Source organism: Thiothrix nivea DSM 5205, assembly GCF_000260135.1.
Lineage (GTDB): Bacteria > Pseudomonadota > Gammaproteobacteria > Thiotrichales > Thiotrichaceae > Thiothrix > Thiothrix nivea.
Window position 1 is genome coordinate 3518693 of the sequence record NZ_JH651384.1, and the last position, 12758, is coordinate 3531450.

General features: G+C 54.6%; 10 protein-coding genes, 2 rRNA genes and 1 other RNA gene (1 of these 13 cut by a window edge). 7 read left to right on the plus strand and 6 right to left on the minus strand.

All coding sequences use genetic code 11. From position 1 onward, the window contains the following. Positions 1-1120 (plus strand): 23S ribosomal RNA (locus tag THINI_RS17660) (it extends 1709 nt beyond the left edge of the window). 167 nt (positions 1121-1287) lie between these two features. Next, positions 1288-1403: ribosomal RNA gene (rrf, locus tag THINI_RS17665) — 5S ribosomal RNA — on the plus strand. 81 nt (positions 1404-1484) lie between these two features. On the opposite strand, the gene THINI_RS23705 is transcribed toward rrf, so the two are convergent. The 6 genes from THINI_RS23705 to THINI_RS17695 form a co-directional block, all read right to left on the minus strand. Continuing rightward, positions 1485-2309 carry a response regulator gene (locus THINI_RS23705; protein ID WP_002709906.1) on the minus strand — a complete coding sequence of 275 codons (825 nt, stop codon included), beginning with the start codon at positions 2307-2309 and terminating at the stop codon, positions 1485-1487. Between the two features lie 18 nt (positions 2310-2327). Beyond that, positions 2328-5264 carry a hybrid sensor histidine kinase/response regulator gene (locus tag THINI_RS17675; RefSeq protein ID WP_002709907.1) on the minus strand — a complete coding sequence of 979 codons (2937 nt, stop codon included), beginning with the start codon at positions 5262-5264 and terminating at the stop codon, positions 2328-2330. 4 nt (positions 5265-5268) lie between these two features. Next, the gene (locus THINI_RS17680) at positions 5269-7032 is read right to left on the minus strand and encodes a methyl-accepting chemotaxis protein (protein ID WP_245536641.1); all 1764 of its coding nucleotides are present in this window, start codon (positions 7030-7032) and stop codon (positions 5269-5271) included. Positions 7033-7114: 82 nt separating this feature from the next. Beyond that, positions 7115-8374, minus strand: coding sequence for an ABC transporter substrate-binding protein (locus tag THINI_RS17685; protein ID WP_002709909.1), 1260 nt, complete (start codon positions 8372-8374; stop codon positions 7115-7117). Between the two features lie 23 nt (positions 8375-8397). After that, positions 8398-8871 carry a chemotaxis protein CheW gene (locus THINI_RS17690; protein ID WP_002709910.1) on the minus strand — a complete coding sequence of 158 codons (474 nt, stop codon included), beginning with the start codon at positions 8869-8871 and terminating at the stop codon, positions 8398-8400. 64 nt (positions 8872-8935) lie between these two features. Continuing rightward, positions 8936-9304 carry a response regulator gene (locus tag THINI_RS17695; protein ID WP_002709911.1) on the minus strand — a complete coding sequence of 123 codons (369 nt, stop codon included), beginning with the start codon at positions 9302-9304 and terminating at the stop codon, positions 8936-8938. Positions 9305-9525: 221 nt separating this feature from the next. Here THINI_RS17695 and ffs point away from each other — a divergent pair. From ffs to THINI_RS17715, 5 genes are all read left to right on the plus strand, one after another. Continuing rightward, an RNA gene (gene ffs, locus THINI_RS24505) (signal recognition particle sRNA small type) lies at positions 9526-9622 on the plus strand. Beyond that, positions 9610-11361, plus strand: coding sequence for a DNA polymerase III subunit gamma/tau (dnaX, locus tag THINI_RS17700; RefSeq protein WP_342610114.1), 1752 nt, complete (start codon positions 9610-9612; stop codon positions 11359-11361). Before ffs ends, dnaX begins: the two co-directional genes overlap by 13 nt. A 45-nt stretch (positions 11362-11406) precedes the next feature. After that, positions 11407-11736: a YbaB/EbfC family nucleoid-associated protein gene (locus THINI_RS17705; protein ID WP_002709913.1), complete on the plus strand. Its 330-nt coding sequence runs from the start codon at positions 11407-11409 to the stop codon at positions 11734-11736. A gap of 3 nt (positions 11737-11739) precedes the next feature. Beyond that, a complete protein-coding gene (recR, locus tag THINI_RS17710; RefSeq protein WP_002709914.1) occupies positions 11740-12336 on the plus strand; it encodes a recombination mediator RecR in 597 nt (198 codons plus the stop codon). Next, entirely contained in the window at positions 12336-12680 is a 345-nt protein-coding gene (locus tag THINI_RS17715; protein WP_002709915.1) for a histidine triad nucleotide-binding protein, read from the plus strand. Before recR ends, THINI_RS17715 begins: the two co-directional genes overlap by 1 nt. The last annotated feature ends 78 nt before the right edge of the window (positions 12681-12758 follow it).

The following is a 12758-nucleotide window of genomic DNA, read 5'->3' on the forward strand; positions in this document are numbered from 1 at the left end:
AAAAACACAGCACTCTGCAAACACGAAAGTGGACGTATAGGGTGTGACGCCTGCCCGGTGCCGGAAGGTTAATTGATGGGGTTAGCTGCGAGGCGAAGCTCTTGATCGAAGCCCCGGTAAACGGCGGCCGTAACTATAACGGTCCTAAGGTAGCGAAATTCCTTGTCGGGTAAGTTCCGACCTGCACGAATGGCGTAACGATGGCGGCACTGTCTCCATCCGAGACTCAGTGAAATTGAAATCGCTGTGAAGATGCAGTGTACCCGCGGCTAGACGGAAAGACCCCGTGAACCTTTACTGCAGCTTTGCACTGAACATTGAACTTGCTTGTGTAGGATAGGTGGGAGGCTATGAACCAGGGACGCCAGTCCTTGTGGAGCCATCCTTGAAATACCACCCTGGCAATTTTGATGTTCTAACCTCGGCATAACAGTGCCAGGGACAGTGCATGGTGGGCAGTTTGACTGGGGCGGTCTCCTCCCAAAGAGTAACGGAGGAGCGCGAAGGTGTGCTAATCACGGTCGGAAATCGTGAGGATAGTGTAAAGGCATAAGCACGCTTGACTGCGAGACGGACAAGTCGAGCAGGTAGGAAACTAGGTCTTAGTGATCCGGTGGCTCTGAATGGAAGGGCCATCGCTCAACGGATAAAAGGTACTCCGGGATAACAGGCTGATTCCTCCCAAGAGTCCATATCGACGGGGGAGTTTGGCACCTCGATGTCGGCTCATCACATCCTGGGGCTGAAGCAGGTCCCAAGGGTATGGCTGTTCGCCATTTAAAGTGGTACGCGAGCTGGGTTCAGAACGTCGTGAGACAGTTCGGTCCCTATCTGCCGTGGGCGTTGGAGATTTGAGGGAAGCTGTCCTTAGTACGAGAGGACCGGGATGGACGAACCTCTGGTGTTCCTGTTGTCACGCCAGTGGCATTGCAGGGTAGCTATGTTCGGACGGGATAACCGCTGAAAGCATCTAAGCGGGAAGCCCCTCCCAAGATGAGATCTCCCTGGCTCCTAGAGAGCCCTAAAGGGTCGTTGGAGACTACGACGTTGATAGGCTGGGTGTGGAAGTGCAGCAATGTATGAAGCTAACCAGTACTAATTGCCCGTGAGGCTTGATCCTATAACCCGAAGCGGTCTGCTTTGGGGTCTGTAGTAGAACAGTATTAAAGTCCACAAAAGCGGAGTCAGCAAGAAGGCTGACGACGAAAGACACTTGCCTGAATGCTTTTCCGAATTGGGTGGTGGAGACCACAGTAGTGTATTCTCCACCGATACCCAGCCAGTTTGCCTGGTGTCCATAGAGCACTGGAACCACCTGATCCCATCCCGAACTCAGAAGTGAAACGGTGCATCGCCGATGGTAGTGTGGGGCCTCCCCATGTGAGAGTAGGTCAACGCCAGGCGCCCAAACCAAGCCCCGCTTGCAGTGACAATTGCAGGCGGGGCTTTTTTATGTTTGGCGTTTGGGGGTGAAAATGCCTGCATCAGCAGGCAAAGTTGGTCAGCCACTTGGATACCCGTTTCAGCGTTTGCTGGAACTGCTCATGTTTGACTGGTTTAGTCAGATAGGTTGATGCGCCAGCTATGACGCCCTGCACTTCATCCAAAGGGGATGTTTTACCGCTGAGCATGATGATTGGGGTTTTCTTCATGGTTTTGCGCGCCCGCATTTGTCGGCAGACTTCAAAACCATCAATGCCGGGCATGATGATGTCGAGAAAGATCAGGTCATATTGTTTCCAGGCTGATTTTTCCAGGGCTTCTTCGCCAGTTTCGGCAAATTCCGCCTTGATGTGGGCGTCGCGCAGCTCAATTTCCAGTTGTTTACGGATGGCTGCACTATCATCAACGACCAGCGCTGTGTAAGCATAGTCATCGGTTACAGTTTTTTCTTCTTTGGGGAGTGGGGCTTCTGGTTCTGGCGCTCGCTCTGGTTGTTGCGGGGGAGGAGCCGTATTGGTTTCCTCAGCGGTGTTTGGCAAGGGTATTTCTGCCGTCATAGGTTTTGATTTGAGGATTTGCGTGGCATCGTCAAGGGCGCGCATTACCCGGGTGACAAGCAGCGGGCGTTGCAGGAGCAAGTCACAAGGCAGGTTGCTGTCACCAATGCGGATGCTTACGGCATGATTGCTTGGCAGTTCGATATTATCTAGGCTGATCGCAATACGGGCATTGTCTAGATCAGCTTCAATGATGTAGTTTTTGCCTTGAGTGGCGCCGAAAGTGATGACACGCTGTATGATTGCCTGATCCTTGTCTGGTAACCCAAACAAATATATGCCGATGGCTTTCTGTTGTGCTGTTGGCATTGGTTTTTCTCCATGCGGTCAGGCAGCCAGTTGCGTCCTGAGCCATTTGTATAGTTGTGTTTGCAGGGTTTCTTGGTTGACTGGCTTGGTCAGATAGTCGTCAATGCCTGCTTCTTGCGCCATCTGCCTGTGTTTTTGGGTGCTGCGCGATGTGACCATGATAATCGGGATGTGGCGTTTTTCAGGCCAGATACGGATAGCTTGCGCCATTTCCAGACCGTTCATGCGCGGCATTTCCAGATCGGTTAGGATCAGTTGTATAGGCTGTTCGTGCAAATGTTGCAAGGCATTCAGGCCGTCAATGGCAGTAATGGGGTGATAGCCCATGTTCTCAAGCATCAAGCTGAGGGATTTACGGTTGCTAAGGGAATCATCAACAACCAGAATATGCGGGCGCTGTGGCGTGGTGTCATTGGCTGTTATGGTATTGCCCAAGGTGATAGTGCCATGCTCGAAATGACGCAACAGACGTAACAGATCCAGTACTGGCGCAACGCTCCCGTTGGCCAGGATGCACGCGCCACTGACGCCCTGTGTCAGGTTAAGCCAGGGCGTCAGGCTTTTGATGACAATGTCGCGTGGTGGCAGGATTTCATCAACATGTAGGGCATAAAGCTTGTGCTCGCTTTCAACCAGTAATAGCGAATGGCCTTTGCGCAAATCCGGCTTTTCTGTCTGCCAACCGAGTAAACGGGCCAGCTGGATGACTTCCAGCTTTTGCTCTTGATGGTGGATAAACCAGTTGTCGTTTTCCTGAATATGTTCGTGGTTCGCGGCATACAGCAGCTGATGGATGGTGTTGCCGGGAATAGCGACCAGCTTGCCCGCAGTGCGAACCAATAAGGCGTTAGTGGCCAGCAGGGTGATTGGAACCTGGACGCGGATGCTGGTGCCCTGACCAGGAATGCTGCTGATCTGGAGTAAGCCTTGCAGGTTTTCAACTGCGGATTGGACGACATCCATGCCGACACCGCGCCCGGAAATTTCGCTCACTTTGTCGCGGGTAGTAAAGCCGGGTTGGAGAATCAGGCGCAAAACATCTTCTTCACCAAGTGTTTGGCCTGCTGTGACTAGGCCACGCTCAATCGCCCGGGCGCGGATACGCTCGGTGTCAAGCCCTTGGCCATCATCACTCAGGGTCAGGTGGATCTGGCCGCCTTTTTGCTCAAAACGCAGCTCAATATGCCCTTCCTTGTCTTTGCCCAATGCCTTGCGTTCGTTCATCGCTTCTATGCCATGGTCGACAGCGTTGCGCAGCATGTGCAGGAGGGGCGCGGTCAGCCCTTGCAATATGTCAGTGTCGATTTGCAGGTTCTGGCCCTGGATGCTGATTTTGGCTGTCTTGCCAGTGCGGCGGCAGGTTTCACGCACGGTGCGTTCTACCCGCGCCACAATGGACTGGACGGGAACCAGGCGTGTGCGCAGGATGGCTTCACTCAATTGCCGCTGCAGGCGTTGTTGCCGGTAAATCTGTTCGGAAATCTGCCGGATTTGCTGTTGCAGGTTGTGGGTCAGCTCCCGGTTGTCAGCGACTGATTCGGTCAACAGGCTGGCGGCACTATGCAGGTCATTATAGGCTTCCATTTCCAGTTGGTCGAAACCGTCGGCATCCAGCCGTTTGGTATTGCTCGCGCTTAATGGCCGCGTTACCCGATTGGCGGATTGCTGGCCGATGGTTTCGCCTAATGTTTCCAGCATTTGCCGGATATGTTCATCCTGTTGTTGCAATTGTTTGCCAAATGCCAAGGTATGCTGGGCATGTTCAGCCACCTGGCTGGTGGAGGTGATTAGTTCTCCGGCAAGATTGAGCAGGCGCTGGACGGTTTCTATCGGTACGCTGAGGTGGGTGTTGCTGGTTGGGGGGCTGTGGCTGGTTTGCGGGGCGGGTTCGGCATTCTCGTCAGTTGCATTATCCTCTGCCAGGAAGTCTGGTGTTATAACAGGTATGGCTGGCGTGGGCTGATCTACCGTTGCTTCTGGTGTGGCAACAGGTTCTTGTTCGCCGGGTTGTTCGGTGGCAATCCGTTGTCCCCATGCGTCCATTTCCGCTAACAGAGTGGGGTATTCATCAGGTAGTGGCTTATGTTCCAGCAAGTGGTCAAACAGGGTGGCCAGGCAATCGGCAGCAGCTCCCAGGGTATCGCCCAGACCAGTGGGCAGGTGTCTGGCAATATTGAGATCCAGCAGGTCTTCCAGACGGTGGGTAAAGGAGGCAATGGCTTCAACCCCGACGACACCACTGGCGCCCTTGATCGTGTGTGCTAACCGGGAGGCGTGGCGCTTTTGCTCCGGCGTGCTGCTGCCGTTGGCAATCAAGTGGAGCAGGCGGGTGGCTTCGGTAACCTGGCCGGGCGTTTCTTGCAGGTAAGCGGCCAGCAGTTCGGGGTGGATGTCCGCATCCCAAGCCAGGGGATTTTCTGCTGCTTGCGGTGGCGGGGTGGCTGTGGCGTAATCTGCGCCAATGTCTGCCGGTTCCTGAGCTGGCGTTTCGGCGTGGAGTGCTTCAGTGTTTGGTGTTTCTGTGTTGCTTGCGTGGGGATTCTGGCGCAGGTTGAGCAGGAGTGTTTCCAGCATGGTGGGCGCAGGCGGTTCCGGCCAGTCTTCATGCAGTAATGCGGCGGTCAGTGTGGGGAGGTGCGTCGGCTCTTCCGGTTCACGCAGGGCAATGGCAGCCAGTTCCAGCCAGGTGAACAGTTGCCCGCCTTGCAGGAGTTCGAGGATGGCTTCCGGCAATGTTGCCTGGAAGCTGGCCAGCATCGTGTGCACCCATTCTACCGTTTGCTGCACGCCTTCCATGCCGTATATGGCGGCGGTCATGCTGAGGCGTTCGTATTCGGCAACAGCACTGGCTACTGTGGCGGTCATTTCTTCGGGGTCGTCAGCCAGTGGGTTGAGGCTGGAGAGTTGCAGTGCGACTTCTTCCAGCTCTTCGGCAAAGGCGATGGCGTCATCCATAAGCTTAGGCTTCCAGCTTGAAGACGTTGACCGATTTCACCAGGCGCTGGCCGTATTCCGCCATGTTTTGGGTCAGGCCGGTGAGGGAGAGCAGCTCTTTACCGGTGGATTGGGTGGCTTCCAGAATGCGTTCGGCGCGGGTTTGCAGGTTTTTGCTGATGGCAACCTGTTCGGCGGAGGAGGTGGCGATGCTTTCCACGGATGTAACCAGTTCGTTGGTGGCCTCCAGCGTGGCCTGCATTTGTTGGGCGGCTTCCTCTGCCAAGGTGGAGCCGTTGACAACCTGTTCGATGGTGTGTTCCATGGTGGCGATAGTGGTGTTGGCTTCTTGCTGGATGTTGCGCACTAGGGTGGAAATCTGGTTGGTGGAATCGCGCGAGTTTTCCGCCAGCCGCTGGATTTCTTCCGCAATCATGGAGAAGCCGCGCCCTGCTTCGCCTGCGGCGGTGGCTTGCATACTGGCGTTGAGCGCCAATACGGTGGTGCGCTCAGAGAGGTTGTTGATGACGTCGATGATCTGGCTGATTTCCTGGGAACGTTCGCCCAGCCGCTTGAGGCGTTTGCCGGTTTCCTGCACGGTGGTGCGGATACCGGACATGTTTTCCACCGTGCGGGCAACGGTTGCCTGGGCATGGCGGGTGGTGTCTGAGGTAGTGTCGGCAACCCGGTTGGCTTGTTGGGCGGACTGGGCAATAGTATCCAGCCGTTGCAGGATGGTGTCGAGCTGGGTGGCGGTTTCTTCGGCTTCGCTTTGCTCCAGCTGGGCGAGTTTGTTTACCTCCAAGGCGTAATGGTTAACATCCTGGGAGGTTTGCTCAACTGAAGTGGCGACTTCACGTACCTGTTTGAGTACGTCAGTGGTGTCTTCCGCCAACTGGTTGATGGCGTCTGCCAATGGGCCGGTAGCATCTTCGGTCACTTTGGCACGCACGGTCAGGTTGCGCTCGCTGAGGTCGAAAACGGCATCCAGCAAAGCACCAACCGATTGGTTGAGTTGTTGGTGATCGTGCTCAATTTTGGCTTCAGTCGTGATACGGTGTTCCACCATGCCATCGAAATTTTGCCCAAGTTCGGCTAGTTCATTTTTGCCTGTCAGCCCTACCCGAGCCTTGAGATCCCCATCGGAAATTCTGCGCATGGTGGACATGAGTTTGTTGATGGAGTCTGCGATGGATTTGTAGATGATGTACCCCAGTATCGCGCTGGCTAACGTACCTGCCAGTATCAATGCAACACTGATGGTCAGGAAGGATGAAACGCTTTTCTGTGCTGTAAGGAAGGCTTCTTCAGATTGTTTGATGTCACGTTCCACTTCCTTGTGGATAGTGTCACGTAGCGGCTTGGTGTCGGCTGCCAAGTCGTTTTGCAGATAGAGTTCCAGTTTGTTGCGGTCTTCTGTTTTGAGCAGTGCCGTGCCTCGTCCAATCGCTTCCAGCAACTTATCGACTTCAGCGAAGGCGGCGACTGTTTGTGGGTCACGGGCTTGAGATGTTTTGGCTTCTTTATAAGTAGGTAGAATGCTGCTGCTGATGTCGGCGGTCAGTTGGTTTAGTGTTTTCCGCCCATCTTCCCAGGTACGGCTGCCGATCTGTATTTCGTGCAGGAGTACGACATAATCACGCTGCATTCGCCGGATAATCTTGTTGCCTTTGTCGATGGCGACAACGCGGTTGTTGATGCCTTCCAGCGCGACCCTGTTTTGATTCAATGCGACGACGGCAAAAGCCCCAGTGATGAACAGGATGGCCAATGGTATGAGGATGAGCATATAAATGCGGCGCGCAACCGTCAGGTTACTTAGAAATGGGGCTCGTGGTGTTGCGGGGGTAGCCATAAAGTGTTTCCCTTGGTTAGTCCGTTGTCTTTTGTTTTGGGTTGAGCCAGCGTTGCCAACTGGAATCCTGCATGGCCTGCCATTTGGTGTCTGACAGGCTTGTCAGGACAACCAGGTCAGAACCCTGGTTGTCCTTGCTGAAATCCATATTCAATCCATCAAGGTTGAATTGTTGCCCCTTGAAGGTAGCCAGCAGGTTCCTGCGGGTGATGTCTTGCTCGGTGGTTTCCAGTTGCTGCAAACCGTGCACTATCAGTTTGCCTACGATATAGCCTTCTTGTGAAACATAACCATAGTTTTTGCCTAGCGCGGAGCGTGCCTCTTGTACGATTGGCAAGTCACTGTCTGACAATGGGACAACCTGGGTCATGATTACCTGGTCGTGGATATTGAACTTGTTCAGGACTTTTTGGAAATCATCTGCCCCAGTGAACGATACCGCGCTAAATATCCATGGCTCGGCTTTGCTGGAAGCATAGGCAATAAACCGGGCGATAGCTTCGTAAGTGCCGACGGTGACCACCAGTTTGCAAGCTACGCCGCTGCGTTGTTCCCAGGCTTTCAGGGAGTCGTAGCCATCACGGGCAATGAACGTGTTGCGGGTATAAGTGCCGACTGGCCCTATGTTGTTGCGGGCTGGCTCTGCCTCGTTGGCCTCAATGATCTTATCCAGCAGGGTTAGGGTATTTGCCATGTCATCATGGTTTTTCAAGGCTTCACGAATGCCGCTGACCCCCGCCATGCCGTAGGCGTCATTTTGCACATAAGCACAGACTTCAGTGGGGTTGATGCCATGTTTTAATGCCGCATCAATGACGGCCTTGGTTTCTTGCACATAACTTGCGCGGAAGTTGATAATGTCGCCTTGGCCAGGGCGCAACAGCCCGGCTCCCGTAAAAAAACCGACTGCCGGTATTTTTTGTTCAGCCAGTAAAGGCAGGACTGCGGCGGCAGTAGGTGTGCCGACATTGCCTGCGAACAGGAAAACCTTGTCGGCGGCCAGCTTTTGCGTTGCATCCAGAGCTTTTTCCGGGGTGTAGGAGTCATTCAGAACCTGGAAACGTAATTTGCGCCCTGCAACAGTCTGGTTTTGCAGGGCGGCTTCTATCCCTGCCTTCATGCCTTGCCCCAAACCGCTGGAGCGGCCTTCCAGATCCATTACGCCACCGATGATGATTTCCGAGCTGGTCACGCCATCTTCCGCGTAGCTGGTAGCAGTGCACAATAAGGCAAACAGCCCGACGGCCAAGAGTCGGTAACGGTTATAATTTTTCATGTATCCTCCCTGCATTGTGTTGTTTAGTTGGGATGTTTGTGCTGCTGTATTTGCCTCAACAATTTGCCATGGTCGGCTTTCAGCAGGGTCTGGCCACGGTGGTGCAGCGTATATGGAATCCAGCCAGGCAACGTAGCATCCTTGTGCTCTGTCAGGTCTTCCGCAGAAAGTTTCAGGTGGTTTGGGTAACCATCACAGGTCAACACGACGGGCGGAAAATGTGGATGCTGGAATAATAATAGCTGGCTAATGCCGGGCTTGGGGTTTCCCAGCACAACCTTGTGCATGTCGACAACCGGGTAAAGGTCGCCGCGCAAACTGACAAGGCCAGCACACCAAGCGGGCGCGAACGGAACCGGGTAGACAGCGGTGTCAGTCAGGATTTCAGCCAGTACCCCAGTTTCCATTAGGATCAGGTTGGGGCCTATGCGGTAACAGAAGCGGCTGCTGGCTAGGTCAGCCGTTGTCGGTGTCGTTTTTTGTTGTGTGCCTCCCACGCGGGTCTCCCTTGCCAGAATAAGGAATTTTTTCTAATGGTTTTTATCGTGCCTGATTGTACGCTTAAAGGGCAGCGATTTCCCGCAGCACATCCTCATCCTTGTAAGGTTTCACGATATAGGCATTCGCGCCAAGTTTCTGCGCCCATTGTTTGTCAACCGGGTTGGATTTACTGGAAATCATGATGACCGGTATGGCCTGGGTGGCCGGGTTGCGCTTCAAGGCACGGCAAGCTTGGTAACCATCGCCATCTTCCATGATGATGTCCAGCATGATCAGGTCAGGCAACTGGCTTTCCGCGAGGGACTTGGCTTCATTGCCGGATTGGGTGGGCACTACCTGGTAACCTGCTGTTTCCAGAATACGTGTCAGGTTGACACGCTCGGTTGCGGAATCATCGGCAATCAGGATTTTGCGTATTGCAGTCGACATGTTGTTCCTTTGGGAGTGAAGCGGCGGTAGCTGCTTGCAGTAAGTTTATTGTTTGTTTGGGGTTTTGCAAAAAATAACCGTCATCCACGTCTATAGTCAAATAGATTCTGTTGGGCAAACGGATTTCTGCAAACTGGTGGAAGATCATGGATAAATTGGCAAAGCTTGTCGACACCCGGCAATTCCGTCATAATCGCCCGTTCATTCGCAATGGTGGCCTGCGTTGGTCCTCCCGCGACGATAGGTGGTGAACCCCGTCAGGCCCGGAAGGGAGCAGCGGTAACTGCTGATTCGGGTGCCGGGATGTGGCTGGCGCAGGCTGCCACCCACTCAATAATGTCTATAATCACCCCATGAGTTATCAGGTACTTGCACGAAAATGGCGGCCACAGGACTTCCAGCAGATGGTTGGTCAGGCGCATGTGTTGCGTGCCCTGATGAATGCGCTGGAAGGTGACGAAGGCCATCAGCGCCTGCATCATGCCTACCTGTTCACCGGTACTCGTGGGGTGGGTAAAACCACGCTGGCGCGGATTTTCGCCAAATGTCTCAATTGTGAAACCGGGGTGACCGCCAAGCCCTGCGGGGAATGCCGCAGTTGCAAGGAAATCGCCGAAGGCCGTCACGTTGACCTGATCGAAGTCGACGCTGCTTCCCGTACCAAGGTTGAGGATACCCGTGATCTGCTGGATAACGTCCAGTACGCGCCGACCCGTGGCCGTTTCAAGATTTACCTGATTGACGAAGTGCACATGCTCTCCGGCCACAGTTTCAACGCGCTGTTGAAAACGCTGGAAGAGCCGCCACCACACGTCAAGTTCCTGTTTGCCACCACTGACCCGCAAAAACTGCCTGTCACCATTTTGTCGCGTTGCCTGCAATTCAACCTCAAACGGATGCCGGTTGACATGATCAGTGGGCACTTGGCCAATGTGCTGGAACAGGAAAACATTCCCTTCAGCGACAGTGCCCTGCGCCTGCTGGCGCGGGCGGCGGATGGCAGTATGCGCGACGCCCTCAGCCTCACTGACCAGGCAATCGTTGCCGGTGGTGGGGCAGTCAGCGAAGATGATGTGCAAGACATGCTCGGCTTGTTGCCGCACGAGCACCTGGTTAGCCTGCTGCAATCCGTGGCTGATGATGACGGTAAGCGGATGCTGGAAACCGTCACACAGATGGCGCAACTGACCACCGATTTCACCATGGCGGCAGACAGCCTGATTGCTCTGCTGCACAGCGTGGCAGTCCAGCAGGTTGTGGCGGGCGAAGAAGTGGATGCCGATGTAGCGGCGCTGGCGAAACTGCTTTCCCCGGCGGATGTACAGCTTTACTACCAGATGGCACTGCATGGGCGACGTGATTTGCCGCTGGCCCCTAACCCGCGTAGCGGCTTTGAAATGATGCTGTTGCGAATGCTGGCTTTCCGGATAGATGATGGCAAGGCGGCGCAAGCTTCTTCCAACTCGGCACAGGTCGAGAAAAAAAAAATTCTGATTGAAACATCTGCTTCAGAACAAGAAACTCCACCTAAAAAAGAAACCCCTCCTAACCTCCCCTTATCAGGAGAGGAACCGGGCGGCACTTCGCCTCTTGCCCCCTCCCCTGATAAGGTGAGGGTTGGGGAGGGGTTTCTTTCAGAAGGTAGAGGGGGGATTTCCCCCTCTACCAACGACTGGCACAACATCCTCCCCCAGCTAAACCTTTCAGGCATGGCGCTACCACTTGCGCAACACTGCCTGCTCGAAAGCATCGGGGAAGGGCAGATTACCCTGCTGCTGGATGAAAGCGGTTCCTCCCTGCAAAGCCCCCGTGCCGAAACCCAGCTGGCAGACGCGCTGGCCAAGCATTACGGGCGTGAACTGAAACTGTCATTCAAAGCCACTGCGTTGAAGGAGGAAACCCCGGAAAAACGCAGTATCCGCGAAGCTGCCGAAAAACAGGCCGCCGCAGAAGTGGCAATCAGAAACGATCCTTTCGTGCAACAACTACAGGAAGCCTTCGGTGCAACCATAGTGCCCGGCAGCATTCGCCCACGCACAGAAAACGACAAACTGTAGTACACTGCACAAAATCGAAAACACAATATTGAGGTAATACACATCATGATGGGTAAAGGCGGAATCGGCAACCTGATGAAGCAGGCGCAAAAGATGCAGGAAAACATGCAGAAAGCGCAGGCAGAGATTGCCGCCATGGAAATTACCGGCCAGTCCGGCGGCGGGCTGGTGTCAGTCATTATCAACGGCAAGCACGAGTGCAAGCGCGTCAGCATCGATCCCAGCCTGTTTGAAGACGACAAGGATATGATCGAAGATTTGGTAACAGCCGCTTTCAACGATGCTGTACACAAAGTGGAAGAAGCCTCCCGCGAACGCATGGCCGACGTGACTGCCGGAATGCCGATGCCGCCTGGCTTCAAGATGCCATTCTGATTTATGTCCGAGTCTTCGCTGCTCAGGGAACTGGTCGAAGCCTTGCGCTGCCTGCCAGGGGTAGGTGCACGCACTGCCCAGCGGATGGCCTTCCACCTGCTGGAACATGACCGGCGCAGCGGCGAACGGCTGGCGGAGGTGATGGGGCGGGCGATGCGCGACATCCGCCATTGCTCCCGCTGCCGTACCCTGACCGAAAATGAAACCTGCCGCATCTGTTCCAACCCGGGCAGGCAACGGGAACTGCTGTGCGTGGTGGAACACCCCTCCGACGTAGTGGCGGTGGAACAAGCCACCGGCTATCGCGGTTACTACTTCGTATTGGGCGGGCGTTTGTCGCCACTGGATGGCATCGGCCCCGAAGACATCGGCCTCGACTTGCTGGAAGCGCGGCTGGATGAAGATGAGGTGCAAGAGGTCATCCTCGCCACCAACCCAACTGTGGAAGGCGAAGTCACAGCCCATTACATCAGCGAACTGGCGGCTAGGCGTAATATTCCGGCATCACGTATCGCGCATGGCGTACCGGTCGGCAGCGAACTCGAATATGTCGATAGCGGAACCCTTTCCCACGCATTTGAAGGACGGAGAAAATACTGATGAGCAACTGCTTGTTCTGCCGTATCGTGGCAGGTGAAATTCCGGCGAAGATTGCCTATGAAGACGACGATGTGTTGGCTTTCCATGACATCAACCCGCAAGCGCCGCTGCACGTACTGATTATTCCCCGCAAGCATATTGCCACCATCAACGACCTGGCAACAGATGATGCGGAACTGGTGGGCAGGCTGTATCTGGCGGCAAAAAAGATTGCGGCGGAAGCCGGGTATGCGGAAGAGGGCTATCGTGTGGTGATGAATTGTGGGGCGGATGCAGGGCAGACGGTTTTCCACATTCACCTGCATTTGCTGGCGGGGCGGCATCTGACCTGGCCACCGGGTTAGGAAAGTTTGCTTCCAGACCAGGCAAGTTAAGTATCTCAAGGGCTAAGTAATGAAAATCCGATCAGGCATAGGGCTATG

What these genes read in the sequence shown, in the direction of transcription:
- THINI_RS23705 (WP_002709906.1), bottom strand. Translation starts at nt 2,309, where the DNA reads ATGCCAACAGCACAACAGAAAGCCATCGGCATATATTTGTTTGGGTTA.
- THINI_RS17675 (WP_002709907.1), bottom strand. Translation starts at nt 5,264, where the DNA reads ATGGATGACGCCATCGCCTTTGCCGAAGAGCTGGAAGAAGTCGCACTG.
- THINI_RS17680 (WP_245536641.1), bottom strand. Translation starts at nt 7,032, where the DNA reads ATGCTCATCCTCATACCATTGGCCATCCTGTTCATCACTGGGGCTTTT.
- THINI_RS17685 (WP_002709909.1), bottom strand. Translation starts at nt 8,374, where the DNA reads ATGAAAAATTATAACCGTTACCGACTCTTGGCCGTCGGGCTGTTTGCC.
- THINI_RS17695 (WP_002709911.1), bottom strand. Translation starts at nt 9,304, where the DNA reads ATGTCGACTGCAATACGCAAAATCCTGATTGCCGATGATTCCGCAACC.
- THINI_RS17705 (WP_002709913.1), top strand. Translation starts at nt 11,407, where the DNA reads ATGATGGGTAAAGGCGGAATCGGCAACCTGATGAAGCAGGCGCAAAAG.
- recR (WP_002709914.1), top strand. Translation starts at nt 11,740, where the DNA reads ATGTCCGAGTCTTCGCTGCTCAGGGAACTGGTCGAAGCCTTGCGCTGC.
- THINI_RS17715 (WP_002709915.1), top strand. Translation starts at nt 12,336, where the DNA reads ATGAGCAACTGCTTGTTCTGCCGTATCGTGGCAGGTGAAATTCCGGCG.